The 16,446-nt window shown below is 59.0% G+C and carries 13 protein-coding genes; 9 read left to right on the forward strand and 4 right to left on the reverse strand.

Going from position 1 to position 16,446, the window contains the following annotated elements; translation table 11 throughout:
- The first annotated feature begins 147 nt into the window (after positions 1-147).
- From F3I44_RS10955 to F3I44_RS10980, 6 genes are all read left to right on the forward strand, one after another.
- Positions 148-660: an Lrp/AsnC family transcriptional regulator gene (locus F3I44_RS10955; protein ID WP_010247853.1), complete on the forward strand. Its 513-nt coding sequence runs from the start codon at positions 148-150 to the stop codon at positions 658-660.
- Between the two features lie 254 nt (positions 661-914).
- On the forward strand, positions 915-1,361 hold the full coding sequence (locus tag F3I44_RS10960) for a GNAT family N-acetyltransferase (protein ID WP_033783466.1): 447 nt from the start codon (positions 915-917) through the stop codon (positions 1,359-1,361).
- 18 nt (positions 1,362-1,379) lie between these two features.
- Positions 1,380-3,425 carry a hydantoinase/oxoprolinase family protein gene (locus F3I44_RS10965; RefSeq protein ID WP_150019396.1) on the forward strand — a complete coding sequence of 682 codons (2,046 nt, stop codon included), beginning with the start codon at positions 1,380-1,382 and terminating at the stop codon, positions 3,423-3,425.
- 1 nt (position 3,426) lies between these two features.
- Positions 3,427-5,385 carry a hydantoinase B/oxoprolinase family protein gene (locus tag F3I44_RS10970; RefSeq protein WP_150013791.1) on the forward strand — a complete coding sequence of 653 codons (1,959 nt, stop codon included), beginning with the start codon at positions 3,427-3,429 and terminating at the stop codon, positions 5,383-5,385.
- 62 nt (positions 5,386-5,447) lie between these two features.
- Positions 5,448-7,229: a thiamine pyrophosphate-requiring protein gene (locus tag F3I44_RS10975; protein ID WP_150019397.1), complete on the forward strand. Its 1,782-nt coding sequence runs from the start codon at positions 5,448-5,450 to the stop codon at positions 7,227-7,229.
- A gap of 98 nt (positions 7,230-7,327) precedes the next feature.
- The gene (locus F3I44_RS10980) at positions 7,328-8,170 is read left to right on the forward strand and encodes an oxidoreductase (RefSeq protein WP_150019398.1); all 843 of its coding nucleotides are present in this window, start codon (positions 7,328-7,330) and stop codon (positions 8,168-8,170) included.
- Positions 8,171-8,239: 69 nt separating this feature from the next.
- Here the strand turns inward: F3I44_RS10980 and F3I44_RS10985 are convergent, their stop codons facing one another.
- The 3 genes from F3I44_RS10985 to F3I44_RS10995 form a co-directional block, all read right to left on the reverse strand.
- Positions 8,240-8,467 carry a hypothetical protein gene (locus F3I44_RS10985; RefSeq protein ID WP_150019399.1) on the reverse strand — a complete coding sequence of 76 codons (228 nt, stop codon included), beginning with the start codon at positions 8,465-8,467 and terminating at the stop codon, positions 8,240-8,242.
- A gap of 191 nt (positions 8,468-8,658) precedes the next feature.
- Positions 8,659-9,306: an RES family NAD+ phosphorylase gene (locus F3I44_RS10990; protein ID WP_150019400.1), complete on the reverse strand. Its 648-nt coding sequence runs from the start codon at positions 9,304-9,306 to the stop codon at positions 8,659-8,661.
- Positions 9,299-10,009, reverse strand: coding sequence for a hypothetical protein (locus F3I44_RS10995; RefSeq protein ID WP_150013803.1), 711 nt, complete (start codon positions 10,007-10,009; stop codon positions 9,299-9,301). The genes F3I44_RS10990 and F3I44_RS10995 overlap by 8 nt, the downstream gene beginning before the upstream one ends.
- 333 nt (positions 10,010-10,342) lie before the next feature.
- On the opposite strand from F3I44_RS10995, the gene F3I44_RS11000 reads away from it, so the two are divergent.
- From F3I44_RS11000 to F3I44_RS11010, 3 genes are read left to right on the forward strand one after another with little or no spacing between them, the layout of a single operon-like run.
- Positions 10,343-11,779 (forward strand): amidase, encoded by a 1,437-nt coding sequence (locus F3I44_RS11000; RefSeq protein ID WP_150019401.1) that lies wholly within the window; start codon positions 10,343-10,345, stop codon positions 11,777-11,779.
- Entirely contained in the window at positions 11,776-13,092 is a 1,317-nt protein-coding gene (locus tag F3I44_RS11005) for a cytosine permease (protein ID WP_150019402.1), read from the forward strand. The genes F3I44_RS11000 and F3I44_RS11005 overlap by 4 nt, the downstream gene beginning before the upstream one ends.
- Positions 13,073-13,759 carry a cysteine hydrolase family protein gene (locus F3I44_RS11010; protein WP_150013809.1) on the forward strand — a complete coding sequence of 229 codons (687 nt, stop codon included), beginning with the start codon at positions 13,073-13,075 and terminating at the stop codon, positions 13,757-13,759. Before F3I44_RS11005 ends, F3I44_RS11010 begins: the two co-directional genes overlap by 20 nt.
- Before the next feature lie 91 nt (positions 13,760-13,850).
- Here F3I44_RS11010 and F3I44_RS11015 read toward each other — a convergent pair whose 3' ends face one another.
- Positions 13,851-16,037 (reverse strand): bifunctional diguanylate cyclase/phosphodiesterase, encoded by a 2,187-nt coding sequence (locus F3I44_RS11015; protein WP_150019403.1) that lies wholly within the window; start codon positions 16,035-16,037, stop codon positions 13,851-13,853.
- Between the last annotated feature and the right edge of the window lie 409 nt (positions 16,038-16,446).

Genomic DNA, 16,446 nt, shown 5'->3' on the forward strand with positions numbered 1-16,446 from the left:
TTTGTTGGATTAATTTGAAAATCTCCCGCTGGTATAACCACTGCGAAGCGCTGGCGCGTTTGCAGTAAAGCATGTTATATCTTCGGGAGGTTCTGAACATTTGATTGCGCGCCTGGCCCAACAGGCTCTGACAATGAGGGGGGTGCTATGAACGGCTTAATGAAACTCGACCGCATCGACATCAACATCCTGGTGCAACTCCAGAAAGATGGCCGTATCAGCAACGTTAACCTCGCCGACGCCGTAGGCCTCTCGCCCAGCCCCTGTCTGCAACGGGTCAAACGTCTGGAACAGGCCGGTTTTATCACCGGTTATGAAGCGCACATTAATCTCACCCGCATCACCGATTCAGTGACCGTCTTTACCGAAGTCACCCTGTCCGGCCATCGCCGCGAAGATTTTATGAAATTTGAAAGTGCGATGCGCGACGTCGATGAACTGATGGAGTGCCATCTGATCACCGGCGGCTATGACTATCTGCTGCGCTTTATTACCCGCAGCATTGAACATTACCAGGAAGTGATTGAGAAGATGCTCGACGCGCAGATCGGCATCGATAAGTACTTCAGCTATATCGTCATCAAATCCCCCATCATGAAAAGCAGCGTGCCGTTGCGATCGCTCATCGGCAAACATAATTCGGTCGAATTCGGCGTATAACGGGCGGTCGCCCCTCGCCACCTCCCCGGTGGAGAGGGCGGCCACACGCATTGTTTCTGTCTGCTGTTCACCTCAACTAACGTTGCTCACAGACGGTCCTTCCTTTTGCCCTTTAACCTTTGCGATTTTTCCCTCAGCATAAAATTTTTTCCCTGCCCAAAATTCAGTCGCTCTGTCCGGTTTTGTCGCGTGCTACGGCCTTAATCGTTGAGCGAAGCCTTTTACACTGAATTCAACCGATACAAGGAGTTGTCATGGACTCATTACAGATTGCTGACCAGCAGTGGCAGCGCGATGCGTTCACTGTCTCTACCGATCGCCAGCGGCTCGATCTGGCCTGGATCCACATCCAGCTGGCGGAGAAGTCCTACTGGGCCAAAGGCCAGCCGGAAGCGAAAACCCGGCGGGCGATTGCCGGTTCCCTGCCGTTTGGCCTCTATCACCAGCAGGCACAGATTGGCTTTGCCCGACTGATCACCGACTACACCCGCTTTGGCTGGCTGTGCGACGTGATGATTGATGAAAACTGGCGTGGTCACGGACTGGGTAGCTGGCTGGCGACCTGTGTTCGTGAACACCCGGAGCTGCAAACGGTGCATCGCTGGATGCTCTCAACCCAGGATGCGCATCAGGTCTACCAGCGGCTCGGCTGGCGTGTGGTGCAGCATCCCGAGACGCTGATGGAATTTCCCCCTTCCTGACACTGGAGTTAACCCGATATGCGATACCGCGTTGGCGTGGATATTGGTGGTTCCTTTACCGATTTCGCCGTGCTCGATCAGCAAACGAACCAGATCCACACCCTGAAGGTCCTGTCGCGACCGGACAAGCCCGGCAGCGAAATCTTAACCGGGCTGGCGCAGTTTCAGCAGCAGCAGGGCATTGATCCCGCTGAGATTGGCTACTTCACTCACGGTACCACGACAGGCATCAACGCGGTGATCCAGCGGCGCGGCGTGCGGCTGGCGCTGTTTGCTACCGAGGGCTTCTGCGATGTGCTGGAGCTGGCCCGGCTGAAAATTCCGCATATCCACGACCTTTTCTCACGGCGTGCAGCACCGCTGATTACCCGCGACAGGGTGTTTGCCATCCGCGAACGCAGTGACGCGCAGGGCAACATACTGCAACCCGTGGATCGCCAGAGCGTGCTCGACGCTATCGATCAGGCACGCGCCGCCGGCTGTCAGGGCATTGTGGTCTCGCTGCTGCACAGCTATCGCAACCGACACAATGAAGCGGCGGTAAAAGCGATTATCGATGAGGTGGCACCTGAACTGCTGACCTCCTGTTCCGCCGACATCTGGCCGATCATCCGCGAATATGAACGCACCATTACCGCCACCATCAACGCTTACGTGCAGCCGATGGTGATCCACTACCTGGAATCCTTTGAGCAGGCACTGCAACGGCTTGGCGTGAAGCCGCCGCCGCGCATCACCAAATCCAACGGCGGGGTCATGGGCGTCGACCAGGCGAAGCGCGAATGTGTGCAGATGGTGCTCTCCGGCACCGCCTCCGGCGTGATTGGTGCCAGTTACCTCGCCAGCGCCTGCGGTTTTGACAAAATTCTCAGCCTGGATATCGGCGGCACCAGCGCCGACGTGGCGGTGATCATCGACGGCAAGGTGGCGCAGGGCAACGGCGAGATCATCGGGGATTTCCCGATCTTTATTCCTTCCGTCGCTGTGACTTCGGTGGGTCAGGGCGGCGGCTCGCTGGCGTGGATTGATGGGCAGGGCGTATTACAGATGGGGCCGGACAGCGCCGGTTCGCTACCCGGGCCGGTCTGCTTCCAGCGCGGCGGCACGCAGCCGACCGCTACCGATGCCTTTGCCGCCTGCGGCATGATGGGCCACGGCGCACTGGGTTATGACGCGGTGACGGTGGATGTCGCCGCCGCCTGTGCCGCCTGGCAGCCGCTGGCGGATGCGCTCGCGATTTCGGTTGAAGAAACCGCCGAGACCGCTATCCAGCTGGCGATCTCCAGCATGTATAGCGACACCAGCGGCCTGCTGTCACGCTTTGGCCTCGATCCACGTGAATTCTGGTTCCTGGCCTTTGGCGGCGCGGGACCGATGATGGGCTGTTTTCTCGCTCGCGAACTGAACATGAAAGGAGTAATCGTGCCGCCGACGCCGGGCGTGCTCTCCGCGCTGGGCGGGCTGGTAGCGGACATCCGCAACGACTTTATCCGCACGCTCTATGGCGATCTGACCCCTGCGCTGGCCGACACCTTAGCCAGTGAAGCCGTAGCCTTGCAGCAGCGCGCCTGCGGCTGGCTGACGCAGGAGCACGGCAGCGATATGCCATACAGCCTGCAGTTCAGTGCGGATATGCGCTATCGCGGTCAGTCATTTGAGATCGACGTGCCGCTGGAGGCGAGCTGGCTGGCACAGGCGAACTTCGCTGCGCTGCATGACGCCTTTGATCGTCAGCACCAGCAGCTGTTTGGTCACTGCGACCCGCAGGCACCCGTGCAGCTGATTAATCTGCGGCTGGTCATCGCCTCGCCGACGCCGAAACCGGTACTCAATACACTTCCCTCCGCCACAGCACCCGTGCCGGTGCTGAAACAGACCAGAGCCTGGATCGACGGCGGCTGGCATCAGGTCGATTTAGTGCTGCGCTCTGTGCTGCGCGCCGGACATCAGCTCAGTGGCCCGGTCATCATCGCCCAGGACGACTGCACCACCTGCGTGCCGCCCGGCATGGGCGTCACGGTCGACTCATTCGGTAATCTGCTCATCACGGCGAACGAGGCATAACATGGCGATTGACGGACGTAACTTACAGATCCTGGCGAATTACTGCGCCGCCGCGGCCGATGCGATGGCCTTTACGCTGATGCGCACCGCGCACTCCACCTTCGTGAAAGAGACGGAAGACTTTTCCTGCCAGATCGTCAGCCGCAGCGGGCTGGCATTTGCCTCGCCGCGCAGCTTCGGCGCGCCCTGGTACAGCGGCATCGACTATGCGCCGGTGCTGGCGCTGATAGAGGAGTACGCCGAGGGCGACATCTGCATCACCAACGACGCCTATGCCGGCAACGTGGCGACTCACTCGCCCGATATCCACATCTGGAAGCCAGTGTTCCATCAGGGCGAAATCGTCTGCTTCGTGGTGGGTCACATTCATAACACCGACGTCGGCGGCGCAGTGCCCGCCTCGCTGTCGCGTGCGCTGACCGATATCGTGCAGGAGGGGATCCGCATCCCGCCGCTGAAGATCATGCAACAGGGGCAGCTCAACGAGGAGGTTGCCAGCATTATGCGGCTCAACGTCCGGGTGCCGGACCAGAACTGGGGCGATTTTAAGGCGCAGCTGGCGTCGGTGAACGTGGGCGAGCGCAAAATCCACGACATCATTACCCGGTTTGGCATTGATGATTTTTTGCAGGGCATTGAGGGCATTCTCGATTACGCCGAAGCGCAGGCGCGCACGATTATCAGTACCATTCCCGACGGTGAATACTTTTATGCCGACTACGCCGATGAAGATGGCGAGGGCGGCTATCCCTGCCGCATCGCCATTACGCTGCGGGTGCAGGGCGATCGGCTGGAGCTGGACTATACCGGCAGCGATCCGCAGCTGGCGTCGTCGCTGAACATGCCGACCGGCGGGCGCGAGCGGCATCCGCTGGCGCTGGTGGGCGTCACCTATGTGCTATCAACGTTGGACCGTTCGCTGCTGCTTAACGCCGGTACGCTACGACCCACCCGGGCAATTCTGCCGCCAGGCACGGTGATGAACTGCGAAGCGCCTGCGGCGGTGGGGATGCGCTCGCTGACCTGTGCGCTGTCGCAGATTGCAACGATTGGCGTTTTTTCGCTGGCGATGCCAGACCGTCTGCCCGCGAATTCACCGGGCGGCAACTCGATCATGAACATCCGCACCCAGACGCACAACCGCAGCGTGGTCGCCTCACTGGGTCCGGTGGGCGGCGGCGCAGGTGGCACGCCGCGTCATGATGGACCCGACGGTTCCGGCGGGCTTTCCGCCTTTCTGAAAAATACCCCGATTGAGATCAACGAAGCGGAAGTGCCGATTCGCTTCCATCGCTACGGCCTGGCGCAGGACAGCGCCGGTGCCGGTCGCTATCGCGGCGGCTTAGCCACCGAAATGGCGTTTGAAATTTTCGCCCCCAATACCACGATCACCGCGCGCAACCGTAACCGGTCAGTGTTTGCCTCGGCGGGTGTAGTGGGCGGGCAGAGCGGCGCGCTGTCGACCTTCCGTACCCGGCGCAACGGAGAGGTTATTAATCACGGTAACACCGATGTGATCCACTGCCAGCCGGGTGATGTGGTCGACGTACGCGGTCCCGGCGCGGGCGGTTACGGCCTGCCATCGCAGCGTAATAGTGAGGCGGTCATGCAGGATGTGCGCTGCGGCTATCTCAGCGTGGCGGCGGCCAGGGCGCAGTATGGGGTAGTGGTCGTGGATAACCGCGTGGATCGTGAAGCGACAGAACGCCTGCGTGCCGACATGCCACAGCAGCCTGCGCACCATTTTGAGCATGGTGAAGCACGCCAGCGCTTTGAAACGCTCTGGACGCCTCAGCGTTATCGGTTACTGACGACTTTTCTGGCAACCGCGCCGGTGAGCTGGCGTCACTTCCTGAAAACCCAGGTATTCCGTGCCGTGGAGGAGACAGGCGAAACGGCGGATATGGCGCAAATATTCAGTGATTTGCGTCAGCGATACCCGGCAATGGCCAACAGTTAACGGCGATGGCTCATCGTCTACTACGCTTTAAGTCTGTAAGGACAACGAGGGGAAACGCGACGATGAGCATGAAAACCAGTGATTTTTTTGTCCAGCGCCTGAAAGAGTGGGGCGTCACACGCATTTACGGCTATCCGGGAGACGGGATTAACGGCGTGCTGGGGGCGATTCAGCGTGCGAACGCCAAAGGCGACGGCATCGAATTTATTCAGGTGCGTCATGAAGAGATGGCGGCCTTTATGGCGGCCGGACACGCAAAATTTACCGGTGAGCTGGGCGTCTGCCTGTCGACTGGCGGGCCGGGTGCCACCCACCTGCTGACCGGACTCTATGATGCCAAAATGGACCATGCCCCGGTGCTGGCCATTGCCGGACAGGCAGAGGCGACCGCGCGCGGTGCCAGTTACCAGCAGGAGATGAACCTGGATCGCATCTTCTCGGACGTCGCCAACTTCGTTCAGGAAGCCTCGACCACGACGCAGGTGCGCCATCTGCTGGACCGTGGCGTTCGCATCGCCAAAGCGCAAAACGGCGTGGCGGTGATTATCATCCCTAAAGATATTCAGGATGAAGAGTGGCAGCCGCCGCAACATCTGCACGGCTTTACCCATTCCGGCAGCGGCTATCAGCGTCCTAAAGTCACTCCTTACGAAGCGGACCTGCAACGTGCCGCCGAGGTGCTTAATGCCGGTAAAAAAGTGGCGATTCTGATTGGCGCAGGCGCACGCGACGCCGCCGTTGAGGTGGTTCAGGTCGCCAATGTGCTGGGTGCAGGCGTGGCAAAAGCGCTGCTTGGCAAAGATGTATTGCCGGACGACGCACCTTTTGTCACCGGCTCGATTGGCCTGCTAGGCACCAAACCTTCATCTGATTTAATGCAGAACTGCGACACCCTGCTGATGATCGGCAGTGGCTTTCCGTGGACGGAGTTCCTGCCGGAAGAAGGCAAGGCGCGTGCCGTGCAGATTGACATCGACCCGGCCATGCTTGGCCTGCGCTATCCCAGCGAAGTCAATCTGCATGGCGATGCGGCTGAAACCCTGCGTGCGCTGCTGCCGCTGCTGACCCACAAAGAGGACCGCAGCTGGCAGGAGGATATTGCGCTTCAGGTGCGTGACTGGTGGACGCTGATGGAAGAGCGCGCCATGGCACCCGCTAATCCGGTCAATCCGCAGCGGGTAGTGTGGGAGATGTCACCGCAACTGCCGGACAACGCTATTGTCACATCGGATTCCGGCTCCTGCGCTAACTGGTTCGCCCGCGACTATCGCGTGAAGCAGGGGCAGCGCGCCTCGCTCTCCGGCGGCCTGGCCTGTATGGGCGCGGCGGTGCCTTACGCGATTGCGGCGAAATTTGCTCACCCGGAGAAACCGGTGGTGGCGCTGGTGGGTGACGGCGCGATGCAGATGAACAACATGGCCGAGCTGATCACCATCCAGAAATACTGGCAGCAGTGGGCCGATCCGCGCCTGATCGTCTGCGTGTTCAACAACCAGGATCTTAATCAGGTTACCTGGGAGCAGCGCGTGATGGAGGGTAATCCGCGCTTTGATGCCTCGCAGCAGCTGCCGGACGTGAAGTATGCCGAGTTTGCGCAGTCGCTGGGGATGGTCGGAATTTATGTCGATAATCCTGACGATCTGGCCGGTGCCTGGCAGCGTGCGCTCCGCGCCGATCGTCCGGTCTTGCTGGAGGTGAAAACCGATCCGGAGGTCGCGCCGTTACCGCCGCACATCACCTTTAAGCAGGCAAAAGCCTTTATGGCGTCGATGGTGAAGGGCGATCGCGGGGCGGCGCAGATCATCAGCGACACCGCCAGTCAGCTGTTTCATAAAAAGCATTAAGGGCTAAGTGAGGCGGTCGCGCCTCACTAATCTTGATCCCCGGATGCAGTCGCGTCCGGGTCTTAAACCACATCATCAAACTTATCGGGAGTCTTAACATGACTGCTCATTCCAGCCCTGTCTGGTTAATCTCGGGATGTTCGACCGGTTTTGGTCGTGAACTGGCGCAGCAGACCATCGCACGTGGTTTTAACGTGGTGGTGACGGCGCGTGATACGTCGTCGATTGCCGATCTGGTTGAAGGACACGATAACGCACTGGCGGTGGCGCTGGATGTGACCCGTCAGGCGAGCATCGACCAGGCCGTCAGCGCAGCACTGGACGCCTTTGGCACCATTGATGTGCTGGTAAACAACGCCGGTTACGGCTATCAGAGTTCGGTGGAAGAGGGTGTGGAAAGTGAAATCCGCGCCCAGTTTGATGCCAACGTTTTTGGCCTGTTCGCCCTGACGCGCGCCGTGCTGCCTGCGATGCGCAAGGCGCGCAGCGGTCATGTCATCAACATTACCTCCGTGGCAGGCCTGATTGGCTTTGCCAGCTCAGGCTACTACTCTGCCAGCAAGCATGCGGTGGAAGGCTGGTCCGATTCACTGGCGCTGGAAGCGGGGCCGCTGGGTATTCACGTCACCTGCGTCGAGCCTGGTCCGTTCCGCACCGACTGGGCCGGACGCTCACTGCATCAGACGCCGAGTCACTTGCCGGAATATGCAGAGACCGCGGCTGCGCGGATGAAAGCCACCGCCGAATACAGCGGTACTCAGAAAGGCGATCCGGCGCGGGCTGCCACGGCAATGATCGCCATCACCGAACATGACAACCCGCCACGCCATCTGGTAATGGGGGCCTGGGGCCATGACGCCGTTACCAGCAAGCTCAAAGAGCGTCTGGCTGAGATCGAAGCGTGGAAAAAGACGTCGGTGGAGACGGATTTTCCGGAGTAGAGGTGAGTGCTCTGTGGGTGGCGGGAAGCCGTTAAAATACGAAAGGCCCGTTTATCGGGCCTTTAAGCGCTAATCGAGTACCTTAGCTTCCTGCGTTTCACGCGCATTCAGCTCTTTCAGCTTACGCCGCAACAGGGCAGATGAGGAACGTTTTCTCGCCTGAGCTAACTGGGCTTTAATGGCGGGCAGATCGGGCCGGGCCAGCCACTGAGCAATCAAAAGTGCCCTTAACTCCTGATATCGGGTTTCAACCGGAGCCAAAGGGGTTGTTTCATCGTGTGTATCATAAAACGACATAGCAAGCTCTCCCTGTAGTCACGACTTTATAAGCCTGGAAACAGTCCGGGATTAAAGGTTGCGGCGCTTTCTTTGGCAACCCTGTTCGGTGATTGTAGCGTAGTTCATTTTTTAACCCAGGCATGGCGTCGTGGAACGTCAAAACAGACTTCAGCCAGGCCATTAACCAAAAAGCATCCTATGACATCACGCTAAAACCCGGAAAGCAGAATCAGTGCCATCTCATTCGCCAGAGCGCTGAGTTCACGTTCCACATCTGCTGACTCTGAAGCGGACTGAGCATCAAGTGTAATGTCCAAATCTTCAGCACAGATACGATCGCCAAAAAGCATTAATGCCTTATCGCCATGCTGCTTCGAAGACCACTGAATTCCCTGTGCCTCTGGGTTAGAGTGATGTATCTGCTCAGCCCATTGTCGGGTTTCCGGGTAGTGATCGGCAGTTGACCCCAGCAGGTCGCCTTGCGTAATGCCATGTTTTTTCATAAAGCGTGGATTGAGATCCACCAGCTTTATCTCTTCTTTAGGGGTGAGCTGACTGTGTGCCAGCTTATTCAGCACTGTCAGGTCTACGGGCGCATTCTCACAGGGCACAGGAAGATCGTGTAATACCGTCTCCATCAGGGCAACAGCCAGCGTTTTACCGCCATAAAGCGTCGGTATGATGTGACCCGCACGATCAGCAATTGGGCTGAAGCGTCCAACGCCTTTTCCTGGATTAAACTCCGCAGCGCCATACTGCGACCAGTGAATGCGGTCAATCGTTTTACCTTTCGGCCAGGTGACCAGAGAGACCGATAAATCATCATCTTTGCCGGGCGTTTTGATCTTTTTAGCCATGAACCGGACCGTCCTTTGCCCGCTGTGCCGCCTCCAGTACTTTTGCCGGTTCCGACGTCATCAGATTCTTAGGTTTTTCATTACCGAGCCAGCTATTTGGCGTGCCAAACCAGACGGCCAGAGTCCATGGTGTTTTTGATTCCCCAAACAGCGCGATAATTTTTTTCATCAGCGGCAACGGTTGACCGCCAACGTCCAGCCCATAGGCCGGATAAAGATCCCTGCCTTCGGAGGAAAGTGCAAAAATCTTACCGGCTCGCTTCCACCGGTTAGGTAATCCGCTAGGATTTTTCACACTGGCACTGCTGCCAGCGCGGCGTGAAACTTCCTGCGCAGGCAACCACTCGCTGTCGTCCAGAATATGCTTCCTGAGTTGTTCCAGCTTTGTGGTGTTACTCACTGTGACCGGCGGCCTGGTCTGTTCTGCTGTTGCCATCTCGCCAGCGCTGAAAGGTGACTTACCTTGACTGGCGAGCTGACTGATGCCCGATACCGCCCGGAACGCGGCATCCAGCGCGATTTTAAAGGCGGCTTCATCCACAGCATCGGGACGCTTCACCACATAGTATTGCGCTGGCTCATCATGGCAGTGCGGGACTGACACTGTGATCTCTGCTTGTCCATCCTGGGAGCGGGAAGAGGAAATACTGCCTGCCGACACGGGTATAACGTCGAAGCCAGTGGTTTTATCAGACCTGATCATGATTTTGCTCCTGCTGGCAAAATACAAATATCGAATATCAACAATATATCGTATATAGCGAAAGTCCTCCACGTAAACTGATCAAAAACCACCCAGCGGCAGACTGCGCTTTGGCATGACAAGCGCTGAGGAATTGCTCGCCCCCTTATCGCGCAGCCCTGCGCCATCATCGTGCTGAAAAAAAAACAGCCTCCTGCCTGCGACATCATAAGAATTCGATCTTGTATCCCAGGCCGTATTCCATCTGGCATCCCTGTCTCAGACCGCCGGCATCACCGCTATCTGGCACGCTTCATGCACTCGCTGACAGGTACAATTCTGGCGAGGTGACTCATGTTTGACTCCTTATTAGACGAAGATGCCACCACGATGGCCGCACGGGTCCGCAGCGGGGAAGTCTCGGCCTGCGAGCTGACCGGGGCAGCGCTGGCGCGGATGGAACGGCGGGAGCCGGTGATACAGGCCTTTTGTACGCCGACACCGGAACTGGCGCTTGCACAGGCCAGAGAAGTGGATGCCCGACGAGCGCGTGGGGAAACGCTGGGCGCGCTGGCGGGCGTGCCGCTGGCGGTGAAAGATTTAATCTGCACTGCAAACGTCCGAACCACCTCCGGTTCGGCGGCGTACAAGGATTTCGTACCGGAAAATGACGACATCACAGTGGAGCGATTGCTGGCCGCCGACGCCATTCTGCTGGGTAAAACCACCGCGCCGGAGTTTGGTTACAGCGGTGTCGGACACAATCCGCTGTTCCCGTCACCGCGCAATCCCTGGAATCTGGCGATGACGCCCGGCGGTTCCAGCGCGGGCTCTGGCGCGGCAGTGGCGGCGCGGCTCTGCCCGATTGCACTGGGCAGCGACGGCGGGGGGTCGGTACGCATTCCGGCGGCGCACTGCGGCATTTTTGGCTTTAAAGCGTCGATGGGCCGGGTGCCGTTGTGGCCCGGCTGTCGTGATGAGCGCTATCCCGGCGTGTCGAGCTGGGAGTCGCTGGAGCATATCGGGCCGATGACGCGCAGCGTACGCGATGCCGCGCTGATGATGTCGCTGATGGCGGGACCGGATATGCGTGACCGCCACTCGATCCCCTGTAGCGACGTTGACTGGCTGGGTGCACCAGAGCATCTGCCCGGTAAACTGCGCATCGCCTTCAGCGCAGATTTTGGCTATGTGGCGGTTGACCCGGAGGTGCGGGCGGTGGTCAGCGCGGCGGTGCTGCGTTTTGCCGCTGAAATCGGGGCTGAACTGGAACTGGCCGATCCCGGCTTCCCGGATCCGGCCGCTGCCTTTGGCGCGCTGGTGGCGATGGAGAGCGATCTTACCGGCATGCGCCAGATGATGATGGAGCAGGGCAGCGCGATGTCGCCGCATCTGGTTGCCATGCTGCAGCGCGACTGGCGGGCGGAAAACTTCACTGATGCCATCGCCACCCGCAAAGCGGTCAGCAACAGCCTGTGGCGCTTTATGCAGCGCTTTGATCTGCTGATCACCCCGACGCTGGCAGTGCCGCCATTTCCGCTGGGGATGCAGGGACCAGAGATCATCAATGGCCGTATGGTCCGCAACGATCACTGGCTCTCGTTCTGTTACCCGTTCAACTTCACCGGACAGCCCGCCGCATCCGTGCCTGCCGGTTTTACCGCCAGCGGCCTGCCCGTCGGGATGCAGATTGTCGGACGTCATCTTGATGATGCGTTAGTGCTGGCTGCCAGTGCCGCTTTCGAGCGCATACAGCCGTGGAATCACCTTCAACCCGGAATCGCCCAATGAAAACATCTGATACACCTGCGCTGGAGCAGGAGTTTGAACATGAGCCGGTGCCGCTGTCGCATCGTCATTCCACCCGTTCCGTCTCGGCGGTCTGGTTTGGATTCCCGATGATCCTTACCAATGCACTGTTTGGCGGCATCATCACCTGGCATCTGGGCTTCTGGCCCGCGCTGATTGCTATTCTGCTGGGCAACCTGGTGCTGTTCGCCTATGTCGGTGCGCTGAGCTGGTTCGCCGGTAACACCGGGATGAACTTTGCTTTGCAGGCCAGACGCACCTTTGGCAGCAAAGGCTACATCCTGGTCTCCGGTTTTCTCTCGACGGTGGTGATCGGCTGGTATGCCTTCCAGACCGGTCTTACCGGTACGGTCATTAACCAGACCTTTGGCTGGAATGCGCTGGCGGTGACGGCTTTTGCCATGATCCTCTATACCGGTATCACGTTCCTGGGCGTGCGGGCACTGTCGGTGCTGGGGATGATTGCCGCGCCGCTCTTTGTGGTGCTGGGGATAGTGGCGCTGTGGCTGATCGGCAAACAGCACGACTTCTCCATCGTGACGCAGTGGAAGGGCAGCGCCAGCGCCGCCGGTGCGATGAGCATGGGCACCGCTGTCACTATGGTGGTGGCCGGTTTTGCCGACTCCGGCACCATGACCGCTGACTTTACCCGCTGGTCGAAGAATGGCCGCTCGGCAGTGATCGCCGCGTTCTCTGCGTTCCCGGTCGCTAATGTGATCTCCTATCTGTTCGGCGTGGTGATTGTGGCGGTGGGCGCGGCGGTTGATCCGCTGACCAACGGCGGTAACTTCCTGCCGATGCTGATGGGACACAGCGCCTTCCTGTCGGTGGTGGCCTGTCTGTTTGTTTTTATCAACCTGGGGTCGGTCTGCACCCACTGTCTCTACAACGGCGCGGTGGGTTTCAGTCATCTGTTCAGCAGCAAAATGCGACTCTGGACGCTGATCCTCGGTGCCATTGGCGGCGTGCTGGCGCTGGCGGGAGTCTGGTCTTACTTCCTGGAGTGGCTCAGCCTGCTGGGGATTGTGGTGCCACCGTTTGGTGCCGTGATGATTGTGGATTTGATTTTCATGGCGCGCATCAGCGAGCAGCGTCCGGCGCAGCGTTTTCGTGGCACCGCGTTTGCCGCCTGGGCGATTGGCAGCCTGTGTGCGGTCATCGCCCACATCGCGTTTCCGCAGTTCGGTGAAGCGGTGATCGGTCTGGTGACCGCCGCCATCAGCTACACCCTGATCAGTAAAATGCGCATGCCGCACCCGGTAATGGAGAACAGTAATGCCCGACTACAGCGTTAATTCGACCCCCTACGCCTGGCCGTTTGACGGCAGCTTTACCCCGGCTGACACGGCGCTGATCGTGATTGATATGCAGACCGATTTCTGTGGCGTCGGCGGCTATGTCGACAGCATGGGTTATGACGTGAGCCTGACCCGCGCGCCCATCGCCCCGCTGCAACAGGTGCTGGCGGCGATGCGCGCCCGGCAGTTTCCGGTTATCCATACCCGCGAAGGTCACCGTCCCGACCTCAGCGATCTGCCCGCCAACAAACGCTGGCGCTCGCGACGGATGAACGCCGGGATTGGCGATGTAGGACCCTGTGGCCGCATTCTGGTGCGCGGTGAACCGGGCTGGGAAATCATCCCGGAGCTGGCTCCGTTGCCGGGGGAAGTCGTGGTTGATAAACCGGGGAAGGGTTCGTTTTACGCCACCGATCTGGAGCTGATATTGCGCAGTCGCGGCATCCGTAACCTGATCCTGACCGGCATTACCACAGACGTCTGCGTCCATACCACGCTGCGCGAAGCCAACGATCGCGGCTTTGAGTGCCTGGTGCTCTCCGATTGCTGTGCTGCGACCGAGCAGCGACATCATGAGGCGGCGCTGAGCATGATCCACATGCAGGGCGGTATCTTTGGTGCCGTCGCCACGTCCGCCGCGCTGCTGGATAGCCTGGGCGTGTAGCGTTTTGCATCCCACAGCAAGAGGTGCTGCCCTGACTCAGGGCGATTCCGCCTGGCCTGAGCGCCATTATGCGCTCAGGCCATCTGGATCCCTATTCCCGCTGCGTATCCTCTGGCGCAGGTGATATCATCAGCGCTTCAAGCTGATCGGCGGGCACCGCCTGGCTGAACAGATAGCCCTGTAACTGATTACAGCCTGCATCCGCCAGTGCAGACATCTGCCCGACAGTCTCGACACCCTCCGCCGTCACCATCAGCCCCATGGCGTGGCCCAGTTTCACCACGGATTCAACAATCGCCACGGAATTTTCCGCCACGCCCAGCGACTGGGTGAACGAGCGGTCAATTTTGATTTTGTCCACCGGGAAGGTGCTGAGGTAATTGAGGCTGGAGTAGCCGGTGCCGAAGTCATCCAGCGCGATGCGCAAGCCCGCTTCCCGCAGCGACACAATAATCTCGCGTGCTTCGCGTTCATCCTCGATTAACACGCCCTCGGTGATTTCCAGTTCCAGCCGCTTCGGGTCACCGCCATGCTCGCCGACAATCGTCATCACCCGCTCAACAAAGCCGCTGGAGCGGAACTGAACCGGCGAGACGTTAACCGCCACCAGCAGCTCGGGAAAACGCTGCTGAGTGGCACAGGCTTCCGCCAGCACCCACTCGCCCAGTGGGATAATCAGGCCGGTCTCTTCGGCAATCGCGATAAATTCACCGGGTGCGATCAGGCCGCGCGTCGGGTGATGCCAGCGCAGCAGCGCCTCGATGCCGACCATCTGCTGACCGCCAACGTCCATCAGTGGCTGATACCACACTTCCAGTCCCTGTCGGGTTTGCAGTGCCGTACGCAGATCGGCAGCAATGGACTGCCGCGTTTGCACTGACTCATCCATTGCCCGTTCAAACTGACGAAACCGGCCGCGCCCGCCACTTTTGGCTTCATACAGCGCGATATCGGCTTTGCGCATCAGCTCCAGCCGATCGATGCCGTCCTTAGGTGCCAGCGCCAGTCCGATACTGGCCCCGCTCCAGACGTTGCTGCCGAACAGCGTAAACGGCTGAGCCAACTCGTCAATCATGCGCTGCGCCAGGCTATTCACCTGACCGATATTATCGACCTCCGGCATCACCACGATAAATTCATCGCCCCCGATGCGTCCCACGGTATCGCTGGCCCGCACGATACGGCTCAGGCGCTGCGCCACTGCGATGATCAGCTCATCGCCAGCATGATGACCGTGGGTATCGTTGACCGCCTTAAAGCGGTCGAGGTCGATCAGTAGCAAGGCTACCCGCTGATCGTTGCGCGTCGCCAGGGCCAGCGCCTGGGTTAAGCGGTCTTCAACCAGCGCGCGGTTGGGCAGGCCGGTCAGCACGTCATGAAACGCCAGATGCTGCGCCTGCGCTTCTGATGCGCCCAGCCTGAGCATCGATTGCGAGAGGTTGACCGACGAGTTCCAGAGGCGCCGCACCATATAAAGACAAAGCAGGGATATCGCCAGCACCGCCAGCCCGGTAGAGGGCCCGATGGTGCGTAGCATCTGCGCACCCGGGCGGGAGGGGATCCAGTTGAGATAGCCGACCGGATCGCCCGACTGCGCGATCAGCAAATAGCGTGCGCTGGTACCGGACTGAGACGAACCATCGGAGAAGTGCAGTCCCTCCAGCTGATTGCGTTCCGCCAGGCTCGCCAGATAACCGTCATCGAGAAATTTCAGGCTCACCAGCCGGAAACGCGGCAGGTCGTCGCTATCCCGCTGGATGTTACCCACGGCGAGGGCCGCAGCACGCTGGGTGATACGGGCATAATCGGCGTTATCCTGGCGCCTGGGTTCCTGGATCAGCGTGTTTTGCAGCATCTCACCAATCAGCGGGTCACTCTCTGTTGCGGAGAACGGCTGGCCTTCACGCCAGACTCTGACGATCTGGTTTTGCGCATCCAGCACCATAATCAGCTGATGGCCAAACATCTCATAGAGCCACTGCCCGATGTTCTCATCCAGCCACCTGTCACTGTTGCCCTCTGCCAGATGCTCTTCAAAGGGCCGCCAGCGTGACAGGCTATGCAACTGGCGCAGATGCTCATTCAGACTTTGCGAAAAAGATGCCTCAATCATCCGCTGCTGCTGATGCCGGGCCTCAGTATTGGTCAGTGACGTGCCAATAAACAGTGCAGCACCCGCCCCGGCAAACGTCAGCACAAGGATAGCCACCAGCGGCACCAGCACTTCGCGCAGAAAACTGCGGCGAAAGTCAGAGGAAAGTTTAAGAGTATTAATCATATTGTTGTTTTTCTCTGCAGCAGGGGAACAGCTTAAAAATTAGCAGATGCTAAAAAATCTTTCACGTAAACCATTGCGGTTAGTGATTTCTGGAACGTTTCTTTATTGTCTGAAGTTATAGGGTGTCAAAAATAGCGAGCAAAAAAGCGAAGCGGTCATATCAGATGTATTAATGTTGTTGCGCGGGAATTTCAGGGACTTCAACACTGACAGAGTTCGTTGCCGTGCTGTTGCAGAAATCTGTGAGGTCGGCCGGCAGAAGAGCTGAGATCCGCATCACCGCGCATTTCCTGCCAACTTTGCTGCTATGGTTCATACTCATGTGCGCTGATTGTGTTACGAACAGATAACCGTGCAGACAACGGTTACTGAGTGGGTCACTTATCTGACAGCGTGCGCCTGTCAGCTA

The organism is Pantoea sp. F_5 (assembly GCF_008631595.1).
Lineage (GTDB): Bacteria > Pseudomonadota > Gammaproteobacteria > Enterobacterales > Enterobacteriaceae > Pantoea > Pantoea gossypiicola.